The organism is Polyangium fumosum, from assembly GCF_005144585.1.
Classification (GTDB): Bacteria; Myxococcota_A; Polyangia; order Polyangiales; family Polyangiaceae; genus Polyangium; species Polyangium fumosum.
On record NZ_SSMQ01000001.1, the window covers coordinates 405,521 to 429,869 of the forward strand.

At 69.1% G+C, this 24,349-nt stretch carries 19 protein-coding genes; 12 read left to right on the forward strand and 7 right to left on the reverse strand.

Features of this window, described 5'->3' with window-relative positions; genetic code table 11:
- The first annotated feature begins 70 nt into the window (after positions 1-70).
- Positions 71-754, forward strand: coding sequence for a hypothetical protein (locus tag E8A74_RS01615; protein ID WP_136927089.1), 684 nt, complete (start codon positions 71-73; stop codon positions 752-754).
- A gap of 304 nt (positions 755-1,058) precedes the next feature.
- On the opposite strand, the gene E8A74_RS01620 is transcribed toward E8A74_RS01615, so the two are convergent.
- On the reverse strand, positions 1,059-2,579 hold the full coding sequence (locus E8A74_RS01620; protein WP_136927090.1) for a hypothetical protein: 1,521 nt from the start codon (positions 2,577-2,579) through the stop codon (positions 1,059-1,061).
- A gap of 98 nt (positions 2,580-2,677) precedes the next feature.
- Complete coding sequence (locus E8A74_RS01625; protein WP_170228771.1) at positions 2,678-4,009, reverse strand: AAA family ATPase; 1,332 nt, start codon at positions 4,007-4,009, stop codon at positions 2,678-2,680.
- 143 nt (positions 4,010-4,152) lie between these two features.
- On the opposite strand from E8A74_RS01625, the gene E8A74_RS01630 reads away from it, so the two are divergent.
- Genes E8A74_RS01630 through E8A74_RS01640 form a run of 3 tightly spaced genes read left to right on the forward strand, consistent with a single transcriptional unit; the run spans position 4,153 to position 6,011 of the window.
- Complete coding sequence (locus E8A74_RS01630) at positions 4,153-5,241, forward strand: MaoC family dehydratase (protein WP_136927092.1); 1,089 nt, start codon at positions 4,153-4,155, stop codon at positions 5,239-5,241.
- Positions 5,242-5,272: 31 nt separating this feature from the next.
- The gene (gene mce, locus E8A74_RS01635; RefSeq protein ID WP_211365261.1) at positions 5,273-5,686 is read left to right on the forward strand and encodes a methylmalonyl-CoA epimerase; all 414 of its coding nucleotides are present in this window, start codon (positions 5,273-5,275) and stop codon (positions 5,684-5,686) included.
- 10 nt (positions 5,687-5,696) lie between these two features.
- On the forward strand, positions 5,697-6,011 hold the full coding sequence (locus E8A74_RS01640; RefSeq protein WP_136927093.1) for a cupin domain-containing protein: 315 nt from the start codon (positions 5,697-5,699) through the stop codon (positions 6,009-6,011).
- 77 nt (positions 6,012-6,088) lie between these two features.
- Here the strand turns inward: E8A74_RS01640 and E8A74_RS01645 are convergent, their stop codons facing one another.
- Positions 6,089-6,517 (reverse strand): hypothetical protein, encoded by a 429-nt coding sequence (locus E8A74_RS01645; protein WP_136927094.1) that lies wholly within the window; start codon positions 6,515-6,517, stop codon positions 6,089-6,091.
- Between the two features lie 107 nt (positions 6,518-6,624).
- Between E8A74_RS01645 and E8A74_RS01650 the strand changes: the two genes are divergently transcribed.
- The 8 genes from E8A74_RS01650 to E8A74_RS01685 all read left to right on the forward strand — a co-directional run bounded on the left by E8A74_RS01650 (position 6,625) and on the right by E8A74_RS01685 (position 19,866).
- The gene (locus E8A74_RS01650) at positions 6,625-7,593 is read left to right on the forward strand and encodes a quinone oxidoreductase family protein (RefSeq protein ID WP_136927095.1); all 969 of its coding nucleotides are present in this window, start codon (positions 6,625-6,627) and stop codon (positions 7,591-7,593) included.
- Between the two features lie 45 nt (positions 7,594-7,638).
- On the forward strand, positions 7,639-9,318 hold the full coding sequence (hutU, locus tag E8A74_RS01655) for a urocanate hydratase (protein WP_136927096.1): 1,680 nt from the start codon (positions 7,639-7,641) through the stop codon (positions 9,316-9,318).
- Positions 9,319-9,325: 7 nt separating this feature from the next.
- On the forward strand, positions 9,326-9,751 hold the full coding sequence (locus tag E8A74_RS01660) for a SpoIIAA family protein (protein ID WP_136927097.1): 426 nt from the start codon (positions 9,326-9,328) through the stop codon (positions 9,749-9,751).
- 13 nt (positions 9,752-9,764) lie between these two features.
- The gene (locus E8A74_RS01665; protein ID WP_136927098.1) at positions 9,765-11,975 is read left to right on the forward strand and encodes a prolyl oligopeptidase family serine peptidase; all 2,211 of its coding nucleotides are present in this window, start codon (positions 9,765-9,767) and stop codon (positions 11,973-11,975) included.
- Positions 11,976-12,086: 111 nt separating this feature from the next.
- Positions 12,087-16,883, forward strand: a complete 4,797-nt coding sequence (locus E8A74_RS01670) for an AMP-binding protein (RefSeq protein WP_136927099.1) — start codon at positions 12,087-12,089, stop codon at positions 16,881-16,883.
- Positions 16,880-17,881: an NAD-dependent epimerase/dehydratase family protein gene (locus E8A74_RS01675; protein ID WP_136927100.1), complete on the forward strand. Its 1,002-nt coding sequence runs from the start codon at positions 16,880-16,882 to the stop codon at positions 17,879-17,881. Before E8A74_RS01670 ends, E8A74_RS01675 begins: the two co-directional genes overlap by 4 nt.
- 65 nt (positions 17,882-17,946) lie before the next feature.
- The gene (locus tag E8A74_RS01680; protein ID WP_136927101.1) at positions 17,947-18,987 is read left to right on the forward strand and encodes a hypothetical protein; all 1,041 of its coding nucleotides are present in this window, start codon (positions 17,947-17,949) and stop codon (positions 18,985-18,987) included.
- A 21-nt stretch (positions 18,988-19,008) separates the two neighbouring features.
- A complete protein-coding gene (locus tag E8A74_RS01685) occupies positions 19,009-19,866 on the forward strand; it encodes a CvfB family protein (protein WP_136927102.1) in 858 nt (285 codons plus the stop codon).
- A 19-nt stretch (positions 19,867-19,885) separates the two neighbouring features.
- Here the strand turns inward: E8A74_RS01685 and E8A74_RS01690 are convergent, their stop codons facing one another.
- The 4 genes from E8A74_RS01690 to E8A74_RS01705 all read right to left on the reverse strand — a co-directional run bounded on the left by E8A74_RS01690 (position 19,886) and on the right by E8A74_RS01705 (position 24,322).
- Positions 19,886-20,884, reverse strand: a complete 999-nt coding sequence (locus tag E8A74_RS01690) for an energy transducer TonB (protein ID WP_170228772.1) — start codon at positions 20,882-20,884, stop codon at positions 19,886-19,888.
- Entirely contained in the window at positions 20,881-21,462 is a 582-nt protein-coding gene (locus E8A74_RS01695; RefSeq protein ID WP_170228773.1) for an RNA polymerase sigma factor, read from the reverse strand. The genes E8A74_RS01690 and E8A74_RS01695 overlap by 4 nt, the downstream gene beginning before the upstream one ends.
- A 149-nt stretch (positions 21,463-21,611) precedes the next feature.
- Positions 21,612-23,633: a DNA mismatch repair endonuclease MutL gene (gene mutL, locus E8A74_RS01700; protein WP_136927105.1), complete on the reverse strand. Its 2,022-nt coding sequence runs from the start codon at positions 23,631-23,633 to the stop codon at positions 21,612-21,614.
- Positions 23,630-24,322 (reverse strand): hypothetical protein, encoded by a 693-nt coding sequence (locus E8A74_RS01705; RefSeq protein ID WP_136927106.1) that lies wholly within the window; start codon positions 24,320-24,322, stop codon positions 23,630-23,632. The genes mutL and E8A74_RS01705 overlap by 4 nt, the downstream gene beginning before the upstream one ends.
- Positions 24,323-24,349 lie beyond the last annotated feature (27 nt).

Genomic DNA, 24,349 nt, shown 5'->3' on the forward strand with positions numbered 1-24,349 from the left:
CGATATTCCGGCGGACGGTTGACGGCGCGGCGCCCGTGCATGGTAGCTTCGACCCCGCAGGGAGGAGCCTATGGCCACACATCTCCGCGAAGACATGGCGGCCCAGACCGCCGCGGACATCTGCGCCGCGATCACGAGCGCGCTCGACAGCGATCCGATCACGCGACCGCTCGCACCGTTATGGGACGCGCTGGCGCAGAAGGGGGACGGGCTCGCCGCGCAGCGCCGCGCGCTGGAGCGCGCGCTCGGGCGGGCGAGGGCGCGGCTGTCCGTGGCCGACGCGCGCTGGGACGCGGAGACGGCGAGCTTCGGTCGAGATGTCGTCAACGAATCGGATGGGCGGCGTGATCGTCCGCCCTACACGCGGTTTTTCGTGGGCGTGACCCCGTCGGACGCGCAGGCATTCGGGGTCGATCGGGAGGTGAAGCAAGGGCGCGCGTGGATCGAGGAGCTCGGGCGCGAGCCGGACGTGGCGCTCGCGACGAAGTGGACGCCGCGCCTTTCGAACGCGACGGACACGCTGGAGACGAACAGCAAGGAGCGTGAGGCGGCGATGTCCGCGCTCGCGCTGCAAGGGACGTCGGAGCTGCTTTACATCGGGGAGATCAACGTGGAGATCGATAAGCTGGAGGGCGCGTTGCTCCAGCACTTCCCTGGGCAGCCGAAGCGCGTCGCGTCGTTCCTCGCGGCGACGAAGCCGCGCCGCAAGCGAAACGACGACGGAGACGAGGGGCCGTCGGGCAGCGAAGGCTGACGGACGGCGAGAGGGCGTCGCTCGAAGGGGGGAGCGAGCGACGTGGCGCACGCGAGAGGGGGGATCGACGCGGGGAGGAGGGATCTTGCGTGGCGCACGTGGGGTGCCCGGCGCGGGGGTGAGAGGGGCGTGCGTGACGCACGGAGGTCCCTCGGGGCGGCGAGTGAGCATCTTGCGTGGCGCGCGGGGGTGGATCCTCACGTCGAGGAGGGGTCGTGCGTGAGGCACGAGGGGGTGCGGAGGCGTCGAGGGAGGGCCGTGCGTGTCCCGGGGGACAAGGCACGGGTTCGGGGTGGTGTCAAGCTCACGAAGTGGGCGGGGATTTGCCGAGTTCCTGGTCGCGTTGCGCTTCGACCTCGGCGGCTTCGAGGTGGCGACCCTGGGAGCGGAGGGCTTTGGCGAGTTCGGTCCAGAGGTCTTTGCGAACCTGGGGGTCGAGCTCGATAACCTCGGTGCCTCGCACGAAGGCGAGCAGGGCTTCGCGGGACGTGAGGCCGAGGAATTGAGATTCGAGCTTTCCCTCGATGGGGAGCCCGAGGACTCTGCGAAGGAAGACTTCGGCATCCGCGGCGCGGCCGGTCTGGTTGAGCATTTGGGCGAACCCGCGAACGCCGTCGAGCCATCGAAGTTGTTGGACCTGCTTCATCACCCAGCTCGCGCCTTCCATCGCGTCATGGTTGGCCGAGTGCTTCTTCAGCGTCAGCGCCTGCCCCGCCCACGCCTGCGCGATGTCCAAGTGTGCATGCTCGTATGCGAGCTTTGAGAGTTCGCTCCAGCGCTCCGCTGTCCGTTGGCCTCGGCCGAGGAGAAATTCGATCCGGGGTGCGTGACCTTGGAGCAGAGGAGATTCGCCGTCGTCATCCAATTCAAGCCATCTCTCGGCCTCTCGGGTGGGGCGGCGCGACCATCGCCATAGGCCGATACGTTTGCCGAGGTAGCGCTGGACGGGCGGAGGAATGAAAAGACCCTGAATCGGATTACGCGCGAGGCCCGCGCTCAGAATTTTCTCACAAAGCCCCGCACCCGGATCCGCAGAGCGTAACATGGATGCGAGGAGTCCCTCCTCGGGATAGTCCCTCTGTAGGAGCTCGATGAGGTATCGGATGACCATCCCCTCCAGCCCGGAGACCGCTGCGAGCCTTCCCGGGTGCCTGGCGCCCGCGTCTGCGAGGCATTCCATCGCGCTTTGGAGATGAATCCAAACATCATCGGAGATGTTCCAGTAGCGATCTTCATAGAAGTGCGGGACGAGCAGGATCGCCCTGGTCTTGCGCCGTGCTTGCGCGAGCGCCCAACGGAACCGCTCGACTTGCGAGGAACTCACGGTGTCGCAAGCGACCCAAGCCCGGCCCGCCGTCGTGATGTCGTACACGATCCTGGCATAATGATTATTGGCATTGATCCACCGGATCGCTCGTCCCGGCAAAGCCTCTCGAAAGGTCCGCTCGACCCGCTCGATCCGCGCCTGCCGATCGCTCGTGTACTCATCCCCATAAACAAACAAAATCCCCGGCGCCCGACACCGAAGCGCCTGCCGGATCCCGAACACGGCATGCTCCGCCACGCCCGGCGGACACTCGTGCCGCTGCGCGATCCAATCGTAAAAATCCGGCGCCTCCCGGGCGAGCACCTCCGTCACCTCGCGCCGGCAGAAGAGCACGACCTTCAGCAATTTTCGCGCGAACACCGGCCGGTTGATGTTGAGCCACCCCGCGTCCTCCCCCTCGAGGACAAGCACCACGACCGAGCCGTCGGGCAGATCGACGAGCCCGCTCGGCTTCGCCAGCACTTCGAGATCGGGATGATCCGCGAGCAGCGCGCGCACGAGCCCGCCGAGCCGCTCAAGGACCGCGTCGTCCACCAGGATGAGGACGCCTCGCGGGCTCAGCCGAAGGCCCTGGCGGATCTCTGCGATCCAGTCGCTCACAATTTGATCATGTGGCGGAGGAGGAGCGGATGCGGGAAATACCACTCCGAGTCGTTCGGGTACGGCAAGAGCGTCCCGTAGCTGAGGAGCTCCTGCGCCAGCGGGCCCTGGGGGAGCCGATGATCCGGGTCCCGCGCGATCTCCTCCAGGGTCTGGATGTGGCCCTTGTGCAGCCCCGTCTCCCGCTTGCGCCGGAACTCGTCGAGCACACGCTTCACGAGGTCGTCCGTCGCTTGCGGGAGGTCATTCAGCGAGGCGAGCCCGGCGATGCGGAAGATGAATGCGACGAACTCCCGCGCCCGCCCGCCCGAATAGTAAGCGAGCTCGTCGATCTGCTCCGCCGTGAAGAGCGCGGGCCCGCCCGGCAAGTCGGACACGCGCCTCGCATAAAGTTCGCGGAAGAACTCGATGCCGGGCCCCCTTTGCTTGGGCTTGGACTTCAGGAGGACCGGCTCGTTGACGAGCGAGGGGACGTCGTGAAACCCCCGGATCGACGCCGTCGCCGGGTGGTGCCGCAGCGCGAACGGCCCGCAGATCACGAGGGGGCATGCGAGCTGGGAGATGAGCACCGAATCGATGAACAGCGCCTTCGCGCGGTCGAAGTCGCGGATCCGATCGAGCCCGTCGATGATAAAGAGAATGCGTGACCCCCGCTGCTGTACCAGGCCGATCAGCGTGTTGACGCAATCGAGCAGGGCCTGGACATCGGACTCCTGGTCGGCGAGCGCTTCCCGCGTCTTGCCAAAAGGCGCCGTCCATTTCACGGCCTCGGCGCCAGCCTTGAGGAGCTGGAGCCCCGCGCCCACGGCCCCGGGCGCCCCCGTGGCGGCCGAGGAGGCCAGCACGACCATCGATTTCGCGAGGGAGCCGATGTCGATCTGTGGCGGCGTATCCGGGTTCGTCCGCTTCGCGAGCGTGGCCCAGCGGTTCGCCAGGTCCTCGCGGTGCTTCTTGGGGAGCTCGAAGTCGAGCCGCTCCTCGGCCGCGCGAAGGAGCGCGACGCCCATGAGGAAACAAACCTCCCACGGGCTCACGCGTTCGATCGCCTGCGCGTCGTGCACGACGTCGGCGCAATGGCGCTCGAGGTCGACGAAGACCACGAACTCCTTGCCCGACCGCTCCTCCGCGATGCGCTGGAGCTCCGTGGTCTTGCCCGTCCCGATCGTGCCTGTCACGAGCAGCCGCGGGACGCCGCGGGCGATCTCCAGCCACTCGCAGACCATCCGCGCAGGGCTCCGGCTCCGCGGCGCGCGCCACGCGGGGTTTCGTGGCGAAAGCTCCGGATCGAAACGATCGATCACCGCGAGCCAGGTTTCACGTCGAGACATGCGTCGAGAGATCCTCCGACGCGGACTTCTGCACGAAGGCCCCGAGGGCGTCAAGCAAGCGACAGAGCACGCTCGGCCTTCGCATCCGCCCGCAACTCGTGCCATGCTCGCGCCGCTCCGTCCCTGGCGCCCCCACGTCCCGAATGCTCCACACGATCCGTTACGGCAGGCTCTTCGACGATTTCGTTCCCGGGTCGATCTACGCGCATCCCTGGGAAGTGACGGTCGACGAAGGCATGCTCGCCTTCTTCGCCGCCTCCTTCCAGGACGCGATGCCGACCTACGCGAGCCGGCGCGCGGCGGAGGAGCTCGGCCTCCGCGACAGGCCCGTCCACCCGCTCTTGCTGCTCAACCTCGGCCTTTCCTTCAGCGTGCACGACGTGAGCGAGCAGGCGATCGCCCACCTCGCGTACATGGATGTGCGCTTTCCGAACGCCTGTTACCCGGGCGATACCGTGGTCGCCGCGTCGCGGGTCATCGCCACGCGGCCCGTCTCGACCGGCGACAAAGGCGTGGTCCACGTGCGCACCGAGGTCTCGAACCAGGACGGCGAGGTCGTCTGTTCGTTTGAACGCAAAGTGCTCGTGCGCGTGGGCAAGGTGGCCGGGCGGGCCGCGATCGTCCCGCAAAGCCCGGTCGACGAGCGCGCCGCCGTGTCGCCCAAGCTCCGCGCGCCCGCCGCGCTCCTCGGGGATCTGCCGGCGCCGCGCCGGGCGGTGTTTCCCACGTTCTGGGACGATTTCGAGGTCGGCGACGTGTTCGCGCACGAGGGCGGACGCACCGTGAGCGAGGCCGAGCACATGCAGCTCACGACGCTCTTTCGGAACTCGCATCCGATGCACGTGGACGAGCGGTATTGCCAGAAAAGCTCGTTCGCCAAGACGCGCGTCGTCTTCGGTGGCCTCGTGCTCGCCTGGGTGCTCTCGTTGTCGAGCCGCGACACCGCGGGCAATGCCGTGTGGGACCTCGGCCTCGACGACGGCGCGCACCCGAGCGGCGTGCTCGCCGGCGATACGCTCTACGCCGCGTCGTCGGTCGTCGCGAAGGAAGAACGCGGCAAGGACACGGGGGTCGTGGTCCTGCGCGTGATCGGGCTCAAGAACACGCCGGCGCGGATCCTGCTCGAGCGCGGCGCGGATCTGTTTTCGCCCGAGCTCGGCAAGACGGCCGGCCGCGTGCCCGAGAAGGCCGTCGAGATCACCCGCACGCTCCTCGTGCGGCGTCGCACGTGAATTGCATTCATTCACCGGCCCGGAGAGCATCATGATCAAGATCAAGCGCATCGATCACGTCGCCATCGCCGTCGACAACATCGATCACGCGCTCGTGAAGTGGCAGCAGGCGCTCGGCCTCGAGCCCACCGTGCGGGAGCTCGTCTCCTCGCAGAAGACCGAAGCCGTGCTGCTGCCCGTGGGCGAAAGCAACGTCGAGCTCATCGAGCCGAAGGGCAACGAGGGGCTCCAGAAGTTTCTGGAGAAGCGCGGCCCCGGCCTGCACCACATCGCCGTCGAGGTCGAGGGCATCGAGGCCGCGCTCGCGTTCTTGAAATCGCTCCACGTCCCGCTGATCGACGAGACCCCGCGCATCGGCGCGCGCGGGCACAAGGTGGCGTTCGTGCACCCGCGCGCGACGGGCGGCGTGCTCGTCGAGCTCGTCGAGCCCGAGGCGTCGCATTGACGAGCACGCCATGACGATCACCCCGATCCGGCTCGGCGACGCGCTCCGCGGCGAGGGCGATCGCGAGGTCCGCACCGTCCTCGCCGACGAGCGCCGCAAGCTCGTGCTCATCGCGCTGCGCGAGGGCGCGGTGCTCGCGGCGCACCACGCGATCCACCCGATCACCATCCATTGCCTCGAAGGCCAGGGCGAGCTCCGCGTGGGCGAGGAGGTGTTCCCGATGTCGCCGGGCGTCGTCGTGCCGCTCGACGCCCACGTCGTGCACGAGGTGGAAGGAAAACCCGCGCTCGTGCTGCTCGTGACGATGTTCCGCGACAAGAAGTGAGGTCGCCGCGTTCGTCGGGGCTGATCGAATTGCCCGGACGAACAGCGCGTTTGTCCCGCCCTACGATTGTCGTCCGGCTACTTGCGCCTCTCGGCGGCGGCGACGGCGGCGACCACCTCCGAAAAATCCCACTTGTCGGTCGCGGCGTCCGCGCTGCTCGGCGGCGGCGGCGGGAACGCGCTCTTCCGGGCGACGGCGGCGAGGAGCTGCCCGAGCGTCACCTCGGCCTCGCGGGGGCTGCCCGCGACCCCGAGCTTCGCGCCCACGTCCTTCGCCACCATGTCGAATGCCTCGGGGTCGAAGTCGTAGAGCTCGGCGTCCACGAGGAGCACGAGCGGCCGATACTGCGCCGAGTCGCTGCGCAGATCGAGCAGGTTCGACTCGCGCAGGCCCACGCCGGAGGGCTCGAGCACCACGCCCGCCCGCGTGAGGGTGTCAGGCGGCAGACCCACGGCGAGGACCGTCGGGGCATGGAAGCTCACGGGGGTCGGGCGATCGAAGGCCATGGCTCCCCCGCAATACCAGAATCCGATCGGCTTTGGAATGTGGCCGCTCGTTCTCGGCCACCCATCGAGCCCTTGACGCTCGGGGCCACCTCGGCGAATTGCACCGCATGCGCGCCATCGCCGTTTCCACGCCGGGCGGCCGGGAGGTTCTCTCCCTCGCCGAGATCGACACCCCCACCCCAGGACCAGGTCAAGTGCGCGTCCGCGTCGAGGCCGCGGGCGTAAACTACATTGACGTCTATCAGCGCACCGGTCTCTACAAGATGCCCCTTCCTGGGCGGATCGGCCTCGAAGGCGCCGGTGTGGTCGAGCTCGTGGGCCCCGACGTCACGTCGCTCGTGCCCGGCCAGCGCGTCGCCTGGTCGAGCGTGCCCGGCTCCTATGCGAGCCACGTGATCGCACCCGCGGACAAGCTCGTCGTCGTGCCCGACGGCGTCGACACGAAGACGGCCGCGGCCGTGATGCTGCAAGGCATGACCGCGCAATACCTCGTGACCTCGACGTACGCGCTCGGCCCGGGCGATACGTGCATCGTGCACGCGGCCGCGGGCGGCGTGGGCCTGCTTTTGTGCCAGCTCGCCGATCACGCGGGCGCATTCGTGTTCGGCACGGTCTCGACCGCGGAGAAGGCCGCTCTCGCGCGCGCCGCGGGCGCCGACGAGGTGATCCTTTACCGCGAGGTCGATTTCGCCGCAGAAGCCCGGCGTCACACGGATGGCGCGGGCGTCGACGTCGTGTACGACTCCGTCGGCAAAGACACCTTCGATCGCAGCCTGCTGGCGCTCAAGCGGCGCGGCATGCTCGTGCTTTACGGGCAATCGAGCGGCATGGTCCCGCCCTTCGATCCGACGCGCCTCTCCACGGCGGGTTCGGTGTTCCTGACGCGGCCGAGCCTCAACGACTATACGGCCACGCGCGAGGAGCTCGCTTCTCGCGCCGCGCAGCTCTTCGCGCGGATCGTCGAGGGCGTGCTTTCCGTCCGCATCCATGCCGAGCTTCCGCTCGCGGACGCCGCCGAGGCCCACCGCCGCCTCGAAGGCCGCGAGACGACGGGCAAGCTCCTCTTGATCCCGTAGCGCCGAGCGGTCCCCATTCTCCGGCTGTCGTGGTAAAGCGGGGGCATGTCGACCCGCCAATCAGGTCCCCGTCCGGTCCGCGCGCCCCGCGGTTCCACCCTTTCTTGCAAGGGCTGGGTGCAGGAGGCCGCGCTGCGCATGCTGCACAACAACCTCGACGCCGAGGTCGCAGAGCGGCCGGACGATCTCGTCGTGTACGGCGGCACGGGCAAGGCGGCGCGCTCGTGGGAGGCGTTCGATGTCCTCGCGCGCGAGCTTCGGGATCTCGCGGACGACGAGACGCTCCTCGTGCAGTCGGGCAAGGCCGTGGGTCGGTTTCGCACACATCCGGACGCGCCGCGCGTGCTCATCGCGAACTCGAACCTCGTCGGCCGCTGGGCGAACTGGGACGAGTTCCGCAAGCTCGAGCAGCTCGGCCTGACGATGTACGGCCAGATGACGGCGGGCTCGTGGATCTACATCGGCACGCAGGGCATCTTGCAGGGCACGTACGAGACGTTTGTCGCGGCGCGCAAGGCGCACGAGGCGCGCTCGGGCCGCGAGGGCGGGCGCTGGGTGCTCACGGCGGGGCTCGGCGGCATGGGCGGCGCGCAGCCGCTCGCCGCGACGATGGCCGGCATGTCCTGCCTCGCGGTCGAGATCGATCCGCACCGCATCGAGCGCCGCCTGGAGACGAAGTACGTCGATCAGCGCATCGACGACCTCGGCAAGGCGCTCGCCGCGATCGAGGCGGCCGTCGAGAAGAACCAGCCCACGTCGATCGCGATCTGCGCGAACGCGGCCGACATCTTCCCCGAGCTCGTGCGGCGCGGCGTGGTGCCGGACCTCGTCACCGAGCAGACGGCCGCGCACGATCCGCTGATCGGCTACATCCCCGACGGCCTCTCGCTCGCGGAGGCGGCCGCGCTCCGGGCCTCGAACCCGAAGGAGTACGTGACGCGGGCGAAGCGCTCCATGCGGATCGAAGTCGAGGCCATGCTGGAGATGGCGCAATGCGGGTCGGAGGTCTTCGACTACGGCAACAACATCCGCACGTGTGCGCAGGAGGCCGGCTGCGAGCGCGCCTTCGACATCCCGGGCTTCGTGCCCGCGTACATCCGCGAGCTCTTTTGCCAGGGCAAGGGCCCGTTCCGCTGGGTCGCGCTCTCGGGGGATCCGGAGGACATCCTGGTCACGGACCGCGCGGTGCTCGAAGCCGTGCCGAACGACCCCGACCTCGCGCGGTGGATCAAGCTCGCCCAGGAGCGCGTCAAGTTCCAGGGTTTGCCCGCGCGCATCTGCTGGCTCGGGTATGGCGATCGCGCCAAGGTCGGCCTCGCGTTCAACGAGCTGGTTCGTCAGGGCAAAGTGAAGGCGCCGATCGTGATCGGCCGCGACCACCTCGATTGCGGGTCGGTGGCGAGCCCGTTCCGCGAGACGGAGGCCATGAAGGACGGCTCGGACGCGATTGCGGACTGGGCGATCCTGAACGCGCTGGCGACCACGGCGGGCGGCGCGTCCTGGGTGAGCTTCCACCACGGCGGCGGCGTGGGCATCGGCAATTCGCTGCACGCGGGCATGGTCATCGTCGCGGATGGAACGGACGCGGCGGCGCGGCGGCTCGAACGGGTATTGACGATCGACCCTGGAATGGGCGTGATTCGCCACGCGGACGCGGGGTACGAGACGGCGCTGCACGTCGCCGAGGAAAAGGGCGTCCGGGTGCCACACCGGGCGAGAGGCTGAGGGCGTCGTGAGGGCGGGGGCGCACGACATCGACATAGAAAAGCCGGATCTCGTGGTTCTTCGTATCCGCGGGGAGATCTTTCCCGCGGATGCGGAGGCCTTCGGCACGGCCATGAAGTCGCATCTCCGGGCCGGGACCGGCTTCATTCTCAGCATCGTCGAGGGCGAGATCGCGATGAGCTCGACGAGCCGGAAGGCGTTCATCGCGGCGTTGCACGGCGTGCCTCGCTTCGTCGACGCCGTCGTCGGCGCGAGCTTCGGCGCCCGTGTGCTCGCGCAGCTCGTCGCGACGGCCGCGCGCGTGCTCGCGCGGACCAGGTTCGACCTTGGCTTTTTCGACGACGAGCCGAGCGCACGGGCGTGGCTCCGCGCCCAGGGGTGTGTCGCGTGCGGGGCGACATCCGGACCTGACAGATCGTCCGGATCGTCGTAACCTGCGCCCCGACATGACCTTGGTCCGTTCGTTCGCGGCGCTCGCGCCCCTCGCGCTCCTCCTCCTCGCCTGCCCCGGCACCTCGCCGGTCACCGGCCCGAAGGACAAGGCTGGCCCGTCCCCGTCGGCCTCGGCGTCCGTCGAGGCGCCGGGACCCGAGCTCGACGCGCCCCCGCCCACGCCCAAAAAGGCCGTGTTCAAAGAATACCACGGCGAGAGCGTCGCCGACGATTACCAGTGGCTCGAAGACGGCACGAGCTCCGACGTCAAGAGCTGGGTCGGCGACCACAACCGGCGGACGCGGGCCTTCCTGGACATCCTCCCCGGCCGTCAGGCGCTCTACACGAGCGTGCGCAAGTTCGTCGAATACGGCACGCCCGCGTTTTACGCGTTCCAGCACAAGGGCGGCGTCCTCTTTTCGATGCGCTGGCGCCCGCCGAAGCAGCAGCCGTTCCTGGTCACGCTCACGCCCGTCGACAAGCCGAACGCCGAGAAGGTCCTCCTCGATCCGAACACGGTCGATCCTTCGGGCAATACCTCGATCGATTATTACGTCGCCTCGCCCGACGGCGGGAAGGTCGCGGTCTCGCTCTCGAAGGGCGACCGCGCAGGCGGCTCGATCCACGTCTTCGACGTGGGCTCGGGCCGCGAGATCGCCGAGGTCGTCCCGCAGGGCGCCGGCCGTTACAAGGGCAAGAGCATTGCCTGGAATGCGGGCGGCACCGGGTTTTTCTACACGCGGTATCCCGCGGAGGGCGAGGGCAAACCCGAGGATCGCGGGTTTTTCCAGAAGGTCTATTTCCACAAGCTCCACACGCCCGTGAAGGACGACGCGCCCGCCATCGACAAGCTGCCGCGCCTCGCGCAGATCGACCTCGAGACGAGCGGCGACGGCAAATTCGTCACGGCGCGCGCCGAGAGCGGCTACGGCGGGCCGAAAGAGCACCACGTCTTCCGCCAGGGCGGGGGTTTTTCCAAGGTCGCGGACGCCGCCGACGAGGTCGAGCGCACGGTCGCGGGGCCCGACGGCGACCTCTACATCATCTCGAAGAAGGACGCGCCGCGCGGCAAGCTCCTGCGCACCTCGGCGTGGAAGCCGCAGCTCGCGAAGGCCACGGTCGTCGTGCCCGAGGGCGAGTCGGTCCTGCTCGACGTGCTCCCCACGCTCCAGCGCATCTATGTGCGCAGCAGCGCGGGCGGGCCCTCCGAAATGCGCTGGTTCGACCTCAAGGGCAAGCCCGGCGGCGTCGTCCCAACCTTGCCCGTCTCCGCGGTGCACGAGGTCGTGCTGCTCCAGGAGGACGACCTCTACTTCGAGAACGAGAGCTTCACCGAGGCCTCGGCCTGGTATCGCTTCCGCGCGTCGAGCGGCAAGGTCGAGAAGACCGCGATGGCCCAGCCCGCGACGGCCGATTTCGGCGACGCGACCGTGGTGCGCGAGACGTGCACCTCGAAGGACGGCACGAAGATCCCGCTCAGCATCCTGCGCCGCAAGGACGCGAAGTTCGACGGGCAGAACCCCACGATCCTCACGGGGCAGGGCGGCTTCGGCGTGGTCGTCTCGCCGGACTACGACCCCACGCGGCGCGCCTGGCTCGACGTCGGCGGGATCGTCGCGGTCGCGAACCTGCGCGGCGGCGGCGAGGGCGGCGACGGCTGGCACAAGGCCGGCATGCTCACGCAGAAGCAGACCGTGTTCGACGATTTCTTCGCCTGCGCCGAGCGATTGTTCGAGCTCAAAGTGACGAAGAGCGACAAGCTCGCGCTCCTCGGCGCGCCGCAGTCGCCCTTGCTCATGGGCGCGGCGCTCACGCAGCGGCCCGACATGTTCCGCGCCATCGTCGCGCGCGGCGGCATCTACGACATGCTCCGGCTCGAAGGCACGCCGAACGGCGCGTACGACGTCCCCGAGTACGGCTCGATCGCCGACGAGAAGCAGTTCAAGGCGCTCTACGGCTACTCGCCGTACCACCGCGTCGAGGACGGCAAGCCCTACCCCGCGACGCTCCTGCTCACCGGTGAAAACGACCCACGCGGCGATCCTTCACACGCCCGCAAGATGGCCGCGCGCCTGCTCGCGGCGACGAGCGCGAAGGCGCCGATCCTCCTGCGTTCGAGCGGCGACACGGGCCGCGGCGTCGGCACGCCGCTCGACCACGCGGTGCTCGAAGCCGTGGACGTCTACACATTTCTATTTCACGTGCTCGGCATCCGGAAGCCGTGAACGTGGTGTGAATCGAGTGCGAATCGATCTTCGCGCCACGTCGAGCTTGACTTGATCGGCGCGGGACCCGAAATCCTCTCCCTCTCACGGGGGGGAAACGAGGCGAATTCCATGAGCGAGACGGAGACGACTGGGGGTTTGGGGGCGGCGCAGCCCGGCACCGCCGGGCATAGCCCCCAAGCGGTGAACGGAGCTGCACAGAGCACCCCGCTGCTCCCTTCGCGTGTCCTCTCCGGCAAGCGGCTGGTGGTCGTCGGCGGGACGGGCTTCCTCGGCAAGGTCTGGGTCTCGATGCTGCTGCATCGGTTCCCCGAGATCGGCCATCTCTACCTGCTCGTCCGGCCCAAGGCGGGCCAGTCCGCCGAGGAGCGGTTCTGGTCGCAGATCGCCACCTCCGCCGCGTTCGACCCGATCCGCGAAGCGCACCCGGGCGCCGAGTTCGAGGCCTGGGTGGCCCAGAAGATCACGGCGATCGCGGGCGACATCGTCCACCACGAGTGCGGGCTCGACAAGGACCTGCTCGCGCGCATCGACGGCACGATCGACGCGGTCGTCAACGTCGCGGGCGTCGTCGACTTCAACCCGCCGCTCGACGAGGCGCTGGAGGTCAACGCGTTCGGCGTGACGAACCTCGTCTCGCTCGCCCGCCGCCTCGGGGCGCCCGTCCTGCACACGAGCACGTGTTACGTCGCGGGCTACCGCTCCGGCCTCATCGAGGAGGTCGACCCGCGCGAGGTGCCCTTCCCGCGCGCCGAGGGTGAGACCTGGTTCGGCGCGGGCATCGCCGAGCGCACGCTCGAACGCTCGCACTGGGATCCGCAGCGCGAGATCGACGAGTGCCTCGACCTCATCAAGCAGGCGCGCCACCGCTGCGAGGATGCGTTTCGGCAGAGCGCGTTCCTCGACGAGGCCAAGGAGAACCTCCAGGCGCGCGGCGAGCCTTGCCGCGGCACGGCGCTCGACGCCGAGCTCGCCAAGGTGAAGCGCCGCTTCACGGAGAACCACCTCACCGAGGCCGGCACCGAGCGCGCGCAGTTCTGGGGCTGGACGAACATCTACACGTACACGAAGAGCATCGGCGAGCAGGTCCTTGCGGCGAGCGGCGTGCCGTACACGATCGTACGTCCGGCCGTCATCGAGTCCTCGTGCGTCTATCCGTTCCCCGGCTGGAACGAGGGCATCAACACGAGCGCGCCGTTCATCTACATGGCCATGCAGGGCCAGGTGCAGATGCCCGGCGATCACCGGGTCCACCTCGACATCATCCCCTGCGACATGGTCACGAGCGGCATGATCGCCTCGCTTTGCGAGCTGCTCGAAGGCAAGGCGCCGGCCGTGTACCAGTACGGCACGACGGACACGAACGGCTGCCGCATGACGCGGTACTACGAGCTCATGGGCCTCTACAAGCGCAAGCTCGCGTATGAGGGCAAGCGGAGCGCGCTCTTCGACTGGGTCAAGGCGTACTTCGAGCCCGTCGGCCTCACGAAGAAGCAATACGAGCAGCACGGCTCGCACCAGATCGCGAAGGCGATGAACACGCTCGGCGGCGTGCTCGGCAAGCTCGCGGGCGGGCCAGTGCGGCCGCTGCTCAAGCCTGCGTCGGACATGCTCCTCAGCGCGGCGAAGGCCGAGGAGAAGATGGCCGGCGTGATGGACATCTTCCTCCCGTTCGTCGCGGAGGCGGACTGGGTGTTCTCCTGCGCGAACACGCGCGCGGCGATGGCGCGCATGCCCGAGGAGGAGCGCGCGAAGTTCTACTGGGAGCCCGAGAAGCTCGATTGGCGCTGGTTCATGTGGGAGATCCACATTCCGGGCCTCGAAAAGTGGGTCTTCCCGCTCATCGACGAGAAGCAGAACAAACAGCTCAAGGCCCTGCGCAAGTACGACCAGCTCATCGATCTCATCGAGGAGATGGCCGAGCGGCACGACCACGCCGTCGCGCTGCAGCTCCTCACGGACGAGGGCCTCACGCGCACCACGTTTCGCGAGCTGCGGGACGGCATGCTCGCCACGGCTGCGCGCCTCGCGGCGGTCGGGGTTCAGCCGGGGGATCGCGTGCTGCTCGCGGGCGAGAACCAGCCTGCGTGGCCCGTCGCGTACTTCGGCATCCTGCGCGCCGGCGCGGTCGCGGTGCCCGTGGATCCTGCGCTGGAGGAGCGCCAGCTCGCGAACATCCTCCGCTCCTCGGGGGCGCGCATCGCGCTCTGGGATCCGTTCGTCGAGGGCAAGGGCGGCAAGGGCGCGCGCGCCTCGTTCCCCGAGCTCCGCGTCTACGATCTCCCGAGCTTCGCGGACCCCGATGGGCACGAACAACTGCCCCCGCCCGAGGTCACGATCAAGGGCGAGCACATCGCGAGCATCATCTACACGAGCGGCACGACGGGCGATCCGAAGGGCGTCATGCTCTCGCACGACAACTTCACGGCGCTGCTCGCCTCGCTCGCGCCGATCTTCCCGCTCGCCCAGCACGACCGCATCCTGAGCGTCTTGCCGCTGCACCACACGTTCGAGTTCACGTGTGGCTTGCTCCTCCCGATCTCGCGCGGCACGCGCATCATCTACATCGGCGAGCTCAGCGGTGAGCGTGTCTCGAAGGGCCTCGCGGAGGGACGCATCACGGCGATGGTCGGCGTGCCCGCGCTCTGGCAGATGCTCGAGCGCCGCGTGACCGCGCGCGTGAAGGAGCAGGGGCCCGCGGCCGCGGCGGCCTTCGACTGGGCCCTGGAGCTGAACCGCTTGCTCGGCGAGAAGGCCGGCCTGAACCTCGGCCGCCTCTTCTTCGGCACGGTGCACAAGGCGCTCGGCGGCAACGTGCGTTTCCTGATCTCGGGCGGCGCGGCGTTGCCCAAGGACACGGCGAACGTCTTCCGGGGCCTCGGTTTGCCGCTCAGCGAGGGCTACGGTTTGACCGAGGCGGCGCCCGTGCTCACCGTGGCCAAGGCCGCGCCGGGCCTGCGCCCGGGCACGGTCGGAAAGCCCATCCCGAACGTCGAGATCAAGATCGACAAACCCGACGCGGGCGGCGTCGGCGAGGTGCTCGCGCGCGGCCCGAACGTGATGCTCGGGTACGCAGGCAACGAGGAGGCGACGAGCGCCGCGATCGACGAAGCCGGGTGGCTGCACACGGGCGATCTCGGCAAGCTCGACAAGAAGGGCCGCCTCGTCATCGTCGGCCGCAAGAAGGACGTCATCGTCACGGCGAGCGGCGAGAACGTGTACCCGGACGACGTCGAGAACCTCCTCGGCGGCACCCCGCACGTCCGCGAGATCGCGATCGTGGGCATCGACGACGGGCAGGGCGGCGAGCGCGTCGCGTGCCTCGCCGTGCCCGAGCGGGACGAGGGCGAGCCCGCGGAAGGCGAGAAGCGTCCTTCCCGCGCCGAGCGCCACGAGCGCGCGATGAAGGCGCTGCGCGAGGCGTTCCAGAAGCTGCCGAAGGTCGCGCAGCCGTCGGTCGTGCACCTGTGGGATCACGACCTGCCGCGCACCGCGACCCGCAAGGTCAAGCGCAGCGAGGTGAAGAGCGTGCTCGCGAAGCTCGCGAGCGCGTCGGCCATGCCCGCGGGCGAGGGCGCGGGGCAGGCGACGAGCGCGTCGGCGCGCCACGCGATCGCTACGATCGCGAACAAAAAGTCGGCTGATCTCACGCCGGGGATGAGCCTCCGGGGCGATCTCCGGTTCGACTCGCTCATGGCGATGGAGCTCGCGGCGGCGCTCGAAGCGCAGACGGGCCGGGCGATCGACACCGACCGGCTCTCGCGTTGCGACACGGTGGGCGACGTGGAGGCGCTCGTCGTCGAGATCGGCGGCGAGGCGGCGCACGAGGTCGAGCTCGCGAAGGTCGACGAAGGCGAGGACGAGCCGATCAAGTTCCCGAAGCCGCTCGCCGACATGGCCAAGCAGCTCCTCGGGAAGGCCCAGATGAACTTCTACGACCGGGTGATGCACCCCAAGGTCTACGGAAGGGCCTACATCCCGCACAACCGGAACACGATCGTCGCCTCGAACCACGCGAGCCACCTCGACATGGGGTTCGTCAAGTACGCCCTCGGCGCGTACGGCGACGAGCTCGTCTCGCTCGCGGCGCAGGACTATTTCTTCGAGTCGGGGAAATGGCGCCGTGCGTATTTCGAGAACCTGACGAACCTCGCGCCCTTCGATCGCAAGGGCGGCCTCCGGCAGGCGCTCCGCCAGGCGGGCGACCTGCTCGATCAGGGCAACACGATCCTGATCTTCCCGGAGGGCACGCGGAGCACCGACGGCCAGATTCACGAGTTTGGCGCGGCGATCGGCCACCTCGCGCTGCACCACGAGGTGGACATCCTGCCGGTTTGGCTGGGCGGAACCTACGAGGCGCTGCCCAAGGGTGCGAATTTCCTGAAGAAGCGCGACCTCGTGGCGCGCGTCGGGCCGCCGCTCGAGGTGCGTGAGCTGAAGCGCCTCACGGCCGGCATGAAGACGACCGTGGCGTGTCGCAAGGTCGCGGAGCTGACGCGGCAGGCGGTGGTCCTCCTCAAGGAGGGCAAGGTGCTCGACATCCGGCACATCGACCGGATCGAGGAGGCGACGCCGAAGCAGGAGCACCCGCTCGTGCTCCTGTTCCGCGACCTCGAGACGAAGTTCGTCCCGAACCGCGTGACCGCGCCGGTCACGTATTACTTCACGCTCGGCAACGAGAACGAGGCCAAGTGGACGCTGCGCGTCGAGCCGAACAAGTGCGAGGCGAAGATCGGCAAGCCCGAGGGCGCCGCGGCCGATTGCGTGCTCAAGACGTCGCCGGAGATCTTCCTCAAGATCGTGCGTGAGGGCTACACGCCGAGCCCGATGGAGTTCATGTCGGGCGCCGTGAAATCGAACGACATCTCGCTGCTCTTGACCTTCCAGAAGGTATTCGATCTCGTATGAGCCGCTATCTCGTCACGGGTGCCACGGGGTTTCTCGGACGTCACCTCGTCTCGGTGCTGCTCTCGGGCGGTCACCAGGTGGTGGCGCTTTGCCGCAAGGAGCCCGCGGGCTTCGCCGGAAAAGAGGGTTTTTCCGTGGCGCGCGGCGACGTGCTCGACGCCGCGAGCGTCAAGCGCGCGGCCGAAGGCTGCGAAGGGCTCTTCCATTGCGCGGGCCGGGTCTCGCGGCGGCCGGAGGACGCGGAGGCGCTCTTCCGGGTGCACGTCGAGGGCACGAAGATCACGCTCGACGCGGCGCGGGCTGCGGGCGTGCGGCGTGTCGTCCTGGCGAGCACGAGCGGCACGATGGCCGTGAGCCGCGAGGCGAAGGTCATCGACGAGACGGCGCTCGCGCCGCAGGACGTGATCGCGCGCTGGCCGTATTACCGGTCGAAGCTTTATGCCGAGCGCGCGGGGCTCGACCGCAGCGGGCCCGGGTTCGAGGTCGTGTCGGTCAATCCCTCGCTCCTGCTCGGGCCTGGGGACGTGCTCGGCTCGTCGACCGGCGACGTCGTGAAGTTCATGGAGAAGCGCGTGCCGATGATCCCGAGCGGCGGCCTCTCATTCGTGGACGCGCGCGACGCCGCGGCGACGATGGTGGCGGCGATGGAGAAGGGCCGGGCGGGCGAAAAATACCTGCTTGGCGCGAAAAACCTGACGTTCGAGGCGTTCTTCGGGATGCTCGAGCGCGTGACGGGCGTGAAGGGCCCGAGCGTGAAGGCGCCGAAGAGCTTGCTCCTGGCGCAGGCGGGCGCCGAGATCATGGAGCGGATCGCCAAGCGGATGAACACCGAGAGCCCGATCGACCGGGTGAGCGCGGAGATGAGCCAGCATTACTGGTACCTCGACGCGAAGAAGGCGACGCGGGAGCTCGGCTTTTCGCCGCGGGATGCGATCGAGACGCTCTCCGACACCGTGAAGGACCTGCGCGAGCGCGGGGTCGTCTGGCCGAAAGACTAGGTCGAGGACGGCCCCTCGGGGACCATTGCGATGCGCAGCCCCCTCGACTAGGGTCCGCGGGCGAGATGTCCTACCGCAAGCTCGTTTCTCCCGCGATTGTCGCGTCCCTCGCCCTCTCGGTCGCCGCCTGCGGCGGGTCCGCCGCGGAAAACCCGCCCCCGGCGGACCCGGCGATGGCCACGTCGACCACGCCGAGCGCCGCTCCCTCGGCCGCTCCGACGGCGACGCCGACCGCTGCGCCCGAGGCCAAACCAGCGGCCGAGCCCGAGAAGCCCAAGGGGCTCGTGCACGACGCGGATGGCCCGGATGGGGTTCGTCGCTGGGCGCTCTGGGATGGGCCGAAGACCGGCGCGGCCATCACGACGCCGAAGGCGTGGGTCGTCGCGCCCAATATGGGCAGCCTCAAGGAGACGAAGGATTCGTTCGGCGCGGTCCGGATCAAGCTCGTCACCGTCGCGAAGGCCGACGCGAACGAGGTCGTCTACGAGGAGCGGGGGAACAAGTACGCGGTGCCGGCGGCGCTCGCGCGGCCCGCGGCGCCGCCGAAGGGGCTCAAGAAGGGCGCATTCGCGATTTGCAACTTCGGGCAAAGCCACTGGGTCGGGCGTATCGAGGCCGTGGACGCGAAATCGGCGACGTGCGCGCTCCGGTTCATGAAGAAGCTGCGCAAGGAGAAGCTCCCGCTGGAGGAGGTGCTCGCGTTCGAGGCGCCGCTCGGCATGGGGAGTTACGCGATGGTGCGCTTCGAGGGCGGCCCGGACACCGATACGTCGTATGCCGCGCAGGTCTTCTTGGTGAGCGGCGAGGACGCCTGGGTCACGGTCGAGACGCAGTTCGGCAATGGATACGGGGCGCGCGAGGGGCGGCGCGTGCACAAGGTCAGGGCGTCGAACCTGACGCCCATCGACGTCTCGAAGCCCCTGGCGGTGGGCGCGCCGTGCCTCACCGAGGACGTCGTGCGCTTCGGGGCCTGCACGGTCAAGAAGGTGTTCGACGGTGGCCTCGCGTATGTGCTGGCCTTCAAGGACAACGAGTCGCCGATCCAAGAGGAATGGGACCTCGGCACCGTGGCGCCGCTCCCGAAGGAGGCGAAGCCGGCCAAGTAAAGGCCGTTCGCGACAAACCGCATGCCTTACGACGATCTCCTCGGCCGATTCGTGACCCTGCCCGTGCGGCGCCTGGGGCCGCCGGGTGTATTCCTCGCCGTCGATTCGAAGGACCTGCGCCCGAATGCGCCGGTCTTGCTCCTGCCGCGCAGCGAGGTCCCCGAAGGCACGAAGGAAGGGGACGAGCTCCACGTCTTCGTGTATCTCGATTCGGACGACCGGCCCATCGCGACGTTACGCACGCCGAAGGTGACGCTCGACGAGGTCGCCTTCCTGCAGGTGACGGACGTCAATCGGTACGGGGCGTTTTTCGATTGGGGCCTGGTGAAGGAGCTGCTCGTGCCGTACGGCGAGCAGACGCGCGATGTGCGCGTGGGCGAGCGGCATCCGATTGGATTGTTCCTCGACGGTCGGGGGCGGCTCGCCGGGACGATGCGCGTGAGCGAGCTCTTGCGCGATCAGGGCGAGTACGATCTCGACGCATGGATCGACGGGGAGGCGTGGCGGAATGATCCCGACATCGGCCTGTTCGTCATTCTGGAACGGCGGGTCGTCGGATTGGTCCCGGCGTACGAGCCGCACGGGCTTTCCCGCGGGGAGGCGGCGCGTTTCCGCGTGGCGAACATCCTCCCCGACGGGAAGCTCGAGCTCTCGTTGCGGGGACATGCGCACGAGGAAATCGAAAACGACGCGGCGCGCGTGCTCGCGGTGCTCGGGCGCCCAGGCGCGCCGCGCGTCGGCGATCGGTCGAGCCCGGAGCAAATCCGGTCCCTTTTTCAGCTCAGCAAGAAGGCCTTCAAGCGGGCCGTGGGGCACCTCTTGAAGGAGCGTGCCGTCTCGATCGACGCACAAGGGTTCCTCGTGCCAAACCGGCGTTAGCGGCGTCAGAGCAGCGGCGTCAAATCCCGTTCTTCCAGCGCACGAGGGGCACGCCGCGGGCCGTCGCCGGTTGGTCGTTTCCTTCGCGCAGGGTGATCGAGATGCGCCAGATGTGATCGCTGTTGTCGACGGGCCGGCCGTCGACCGTGATCGGATCGGACCGGCTCGCGCTCAAGGCCTGGAGGATCGGCTCGTCCAGGAAAGGCAGGCCCCGCAGGATTCTGCAATTCGTGTTCCTGCCGTCCGCGCGGATCGTGCACTGGACGCTGACCTCACCCTGGACACGCTCATACGCCGCCATGCGCGGGTACTTCAAATCGAATCCGTAGAGCTTGGCAGGACGAACGATCTTCGGGGCATAGCTGCGCGCACGGCTCGGCGCCTGGATCGGCTCGGCGTTCGTCGCGGGCTCCGGAGCGGGCGCCTTTGCCTCGTTGCGCGCCTCGGACTCGGCGCGGGTCTCGGGCGCCGGCGGCGGCGCGGGCTCGTCCTGCCGCGACGGCGCCCTGGGAGGCGCGGGCGCGACGGGCCTCGGGGCGCGCGGGGGCTCCGCGTTTTCGCTCCCGTCTCCGGTCGGCACGGCGAGCGCGAGGGGCTCGGGCGTGGGCAAAAGGGTGTCCGGCTCGTTTTCGAGGACCGTGACCCTCGGCTCGACGACAGGCTCGCCCGTCACGTCCACGGCCACATCGCGGCTGCCCACGCCGAGGCCACCCGCAAGGAGCAGCGCCGCGATGCCAAGGGAAAAGGCGATCTCCGGCGCGAGGGGGCGCGACGCGGGCGCCTTTCGCGGGGCAGGCTCCGCATTCGTATCGCTCGCGCGGAGCACGCGCGCCTGCCACCCGATCGGCGGCTGCACCTCGGGCTCGGCGTGGGGCAACGCCGCGAGGATACGCTCGTATTTGCGCTGCGCGGTCGCGCAGGCGGCGCAATCGGCGAAATGCGGGTCGAGGGGTTGTCCCCGCTCGATCTGGAGGATTCCATCACGCTCGAAGCGGTCGCACATGGCCATGGTGTTCATCGCGGATCGACCCCTTTGTTTTCGAGGCATTGACGGAGCAAGGGCATGGCGCGCGCGACGCGCGCCTGGAGCGTGGCGGGTCTCTCGCGGCAGATGCGCGCCATCTCCTCGTACGAAAAACCTTCCTGATACCGGAGCACGACGGCGATGCGCACGTGTGGCTTGAGCTTGCCGAGGCACGCTTCCAGGGCCTCGGGCAGGTCGCGCGCGGCCACCTGCGTCTCGGCCGACGGCGCCGCGTCCATTTCTTCGGGCGGCTCTTCGCCGAAGACGAAGCGCGCGAACCACCTGCGGTTCGCCTTCAAGGCGTCGAGGCATCGGTGGTTCGCAATGGCATAGAGCCACGGCCGAAATCCGTTCGAGCCAGAGAACGTGCCGAGGTCCTCGAAGGCCTGAATGAAGACGAGCTGGTGCACGTCGTCTGCGAGAGGGCGGCTCCGGAGCACCTTATGGCAATACCGGTGGATGGCGGCGCCGTATTCCTGCATGAGAAGGACGAGCGCGCCGCGGCGATCCCCGCACGCGAGCGCCTCCTGGGCGCGTTCGTCCGGGCCGAGCTTCCGAGGCGCGTCGTCCACCGCCCCCCACCCGTGGGCCCGTCCTGCAGCGATCACGTGTGTCATCGGTTGCCCTCCCCTCCATGGGCGACGGAGGGCGGCCGGGGACAACAGAAAAAATTCGGGCAGGCGCTACATGCGCGAAAGAGCTTGGTTCTTCGTCCGGCCGGTCAGCGCCGCCCGACCTTCTGTTCGAGCTCGGCCCACCGGATCCGCATCACGACGGGGCGGCCGTGCGGGCAATGGCCGGCGAAATCGACCTCGTCGAGCGCGCGGAAGAGCGCCTCGGCTTCTTCCTTGGAGACGGCGTCGCCGGCCCGGATCGAGCCGTGGCAGGCCATCGTGGCGAGGGCGAGGTCGATCGCGCCGGAGAACGCGCGCTCGCCGACGCGCGAGAGCTCCGAGAGCAGATCGCGCAAGAGGACGGCGGGCGTCGCGCGAGCGGCGAGGATCTGCGGGACGGCCGTGATCGCCGCGTCGCGGATGCCCCGCAACGAGACGTCGAGGCCCGTGCGGGTGATCGCGTCCTGCGCTTCCTCGATGATCGCCGCCTCTTCGGCCGTGACCGTGACCATTTCGGGGATCAGGAGCCTTTGCGAGGCGACGGCGCGTGTTTCGTACGAGCGGCGCAGGCGTTCGAAGGTGACGCGTTCGGCTGCCGCGTGCTGGTCGAGGACGAAGAGGCCGTCTTGCCCCTCGCAGACGAGGAACGTGCGGCGGACCTGCGCGACGAACGAGAGCGAGCCGAACGCGCCCGGTCGGTCGGCCGTCTGCGCGCGCTCCTCGGCCGTCGGATACGGCATCGAGCGGGGAGGGGCGGCGATCGGCGGCGGCGTCGGGGTCGGAACCGGCAGAGGCGGCGGCGTATCCGCGGCGAGGCCCCACGGGTCCGGCTCGGGCGCGGAAGGAATGGTTTGTCCCGAAGGACCATTCCGAGGTTCCGGCAGCGGCAGCTCCCCCGAGCCATTCCAGGTCGTGACCGGCGGCGTGGCCTCGTCCACCGGCTTTTGTTTTCGCTGGCCGAAGGGAGCAGGGCCGGAAGCATCGGCAGGGGCCGATGCGGGGCCCTTGCCGAAGAGCCCGGGCAAAAATGCCGTCGCCGGCGGCGGGGGCGTGGCGGGCTCGGGCGGGAGGCTGCGCTCTTCCGCGCGATTCTTGTGGTAATGCGCCCACGGCGAGGCGCCGGGCGCGGGCAAACCAAAGGCGCGCGCCAGTGGGGCGGCGATGATCTTGTAGAGCGCGTCCTGGATCGCGCGGCCGTCGGCGAATCGGACCTCGGCCTTCTGCGGGTGCACGTTCACGTCGACGAGCTCGGGCGGCAGGTCGAGGTGGACGACGCCGACCGGATAACGGCCCGGCTCGAGCACGCTGCCATAGGCATTGGCGACCATACGCGCGAGCGTGCGGTCCTTGACCGGACGGCCATTCACGAAAAACAGGAGCCGCGTCGCGCCCGCGCGCGCGCGCTCGGGCCGCGAGAGGAACGCTTCGACCGCGAGCGGGCCGCGCTCGCCCCGGCACGCCGCGAGGGGCTCGTCGTCGAAGACGTCGAGCGCGCGCTCTTCGCGGCTCTGCGTGCGGAGCCACTCGCGCGCCACACGTCCGTCCCGCGCGAGGACGAGCGTGACGTCGGGCCGGCACAGCGCCGCCGCCTCGACGACCTCGGTGACGTGCGCGCTCTCCGTGCTGACGGCGCGCAGGAACTTGCGCCGCGCCGGGACGTTGAAGAAGAGGTCGCGCACCTCGATGCTCGTGCCCGCCGCGACGCCACACGGGCCGACGTCCGCGGGGCTCCCGCCCTCGATCCGGACGAGCGTGCCCTCGTCGTCCTCGGGCTTGCGTGTGCGCAACGAGAAGCGGCTGACGCTGGCGATCGAGGGAAGCGCCTCGCCGCGGAAGCCGAAGCTCTGGATGCGGCGCAGGTCGTCGATCGATCCGATCTTGCTCGTGGCGTGACGGAGGACGGCGAGCGTGGCGTCCTTGCGGTCCATGCCGCTGCCGTCGTCGGTGACGCGCACGAGCGTGACGCCGCCGCCCTCGATGTCGACGCGGATCCTGCGCGCGCGGGCGTCGAGCGCGTTCTCGACGAGCTCCTTCACCACGCTCGCGGGGCGCTCGACGACCTCGCCGGCGGCGATCTGGTTGGCGAGGTCGTCCGGAAGAACGTGGACACGCCCGAGCGGCTGCGTCACGAGTCCTCGGTCTGCTCTTGCGCGGCCGCGACCGCTTCGAAAAACGCCTTCGTGCGCGGGCTCGTGAGTGTGATCGTCGCGAGGACGAGCGCCCCCACGTCGAACAAGATCAGCCGCGCGCGCGGCAGCCAGAGCCAGAGGCGCCGGTCGAGCAGGAGCGGCCACGCCTCGCGTTGATCCGCAGGCGCGCTCGAGGGGAGCGCCGGCAAGACGTCACCGACGCGCATGACGGAGTCGACCCACGCATACCGCGCGTCCCGGAGGAGCCAGAACGTCACGGTCGCGAGCGCGGCGTTCGCGAGGAGCGCCTGGATGGCGAGCATGCGCGCCCCGGGCCTGCCGCTCATGGCCATGCCGCTCGCGATGACGAGGAGCACGGAGAGCAGGAAGCGGCCCACGGAGAGCGGGAAGGCGAGGTGGCTCATCTCGCCGAGCGTCCGCAAACGCGCGGCTTCCTGCAGGGCCATGAGCGACTCGATCGGCTCGGCGGCGTCCTTCAGGTTCGACGTCAAGCTCGCGACGTCGGGCAGGTTGCCCTCGCGCAGGTACACGAGCGTCGCGAACGCTTCGGAGAGGCCCTGCACGCCGATGAGCCATGCGAGGATCATCGCGGCGACGAGGTACCAGGGCCGAAGCGTGCGCCTGCGCGCGGACGAGGACGGGGGCGGAGGCGGCGCGGAAGTGCTCACGCAGGGGGGGCTCTAGCACGTTCCTGC

What these genes read in the sequence shown, in the direction of transcription:
- E8A74_RS01615 (WP_136927089.1), top strand. Translation starts at nt 71, where the DNA reads ATGGCCACACATCTCCGCGAAGACATGGCGGCCCAGACCGCCGCGGAC.
- E8A74_RS01625 (WP_170228771.1), bottom strand. Translation starts at nt 4,009, where the DNA reads ATGTCTCGACGTGAAACCTGGCTCGCGGTGATCGATCGTTTCGATCCG.
- E8A74_RS01630 (WP_136927092.1), top strand. Translation starts at nt 4,153, where the DNA reads ATGCTCCACACGATCCGTTACGGCAGGCTCTTCGACGATTTCGTTCCC.
- mce (WP_211365261.1), top strand. Translation starts at nt 5,273, where the DNA reads ATGATCAAGATCAAGCGCATCGATCACGTCGCCATCGCCGTCGACAAC.
- E8A74_RS01640 (WP_136927093.1), top strand. Translation starts at nt 5,697, where the DNA reads ATGACGATCACCCCGATCCGGCTCGGCGACGCGCTCCGCGGCGAGGGC.
- E8A74_RS01645 (WP_136927094.1), bottom strand. Translation starts at nt 6,517, where the DNA reads ATGGCCTTCGATCGCCCGACCCCCGTGAGCTTCCATGCCCCGACGGTC.
- E8A74_RS01650 (WP_136927095.1), top strand. Translation starts at nt 6,625, where the DNA reads ATGCGCGCCATCGCCGTTTCCACGCCGGGCGGCCGGGAGGTTCTCTCC.
- hutU (WP_136927096.1), top strand. Translation starts at nt 7,639, where the DNA reads ATGTCGACCCGCCAATCAGGTCCCCGTCCGGTCCGCGCGCCCCGCGGT.
- E8A74_RS01665 (WP_136927098.1), top strand. Translation starts at nt 9,765, where the DNA reads ATGACCTTGGTCCGTTCGTTCGCGGCGCTCGCGCCCCTCGCGCTCCTC.
- E8A74_RS01670 (WP_136927099.1), top strand. Translation starts at nt 12,087, where the DNA reads ATGAGCGAGACGGAGACGACTGGGGGTTTGGGGGCGGCGCAGCCCGGC.
- E8A74_RS01675 (WP_136927100.1), top strand. Translation starts at nt 16,880, where the DNA reads ATGAGCCGCTATCTCGTCACGGGTGCCACGGGGTTTCTCGGACGTCAC.
- E8A74_RS01680 (WP_136927101.1), top strand. Translation starts at nt 17,947, where the DNA reads ATGTCCTACCGCAAGCTCGTTTCTCCCGCGATTGTCGCGTCCCTCGCC.
- E8A74_RS01685 (WP_136927102.1), top strand. Translation starts at nt 19,009, where the DNA reads ATGCCTTACGACGATCTCCTCGGCCGATTCGTGACCCTGCCCGTGCGG.
- E8A74_RS01690 (WP_170228772.1), bottom strand. Translation starts at nt 20,884, where the DNA reads ATGAACACCATGGCCATGTGCGACCGCTTCGAGCGTGATGGAATCCTC.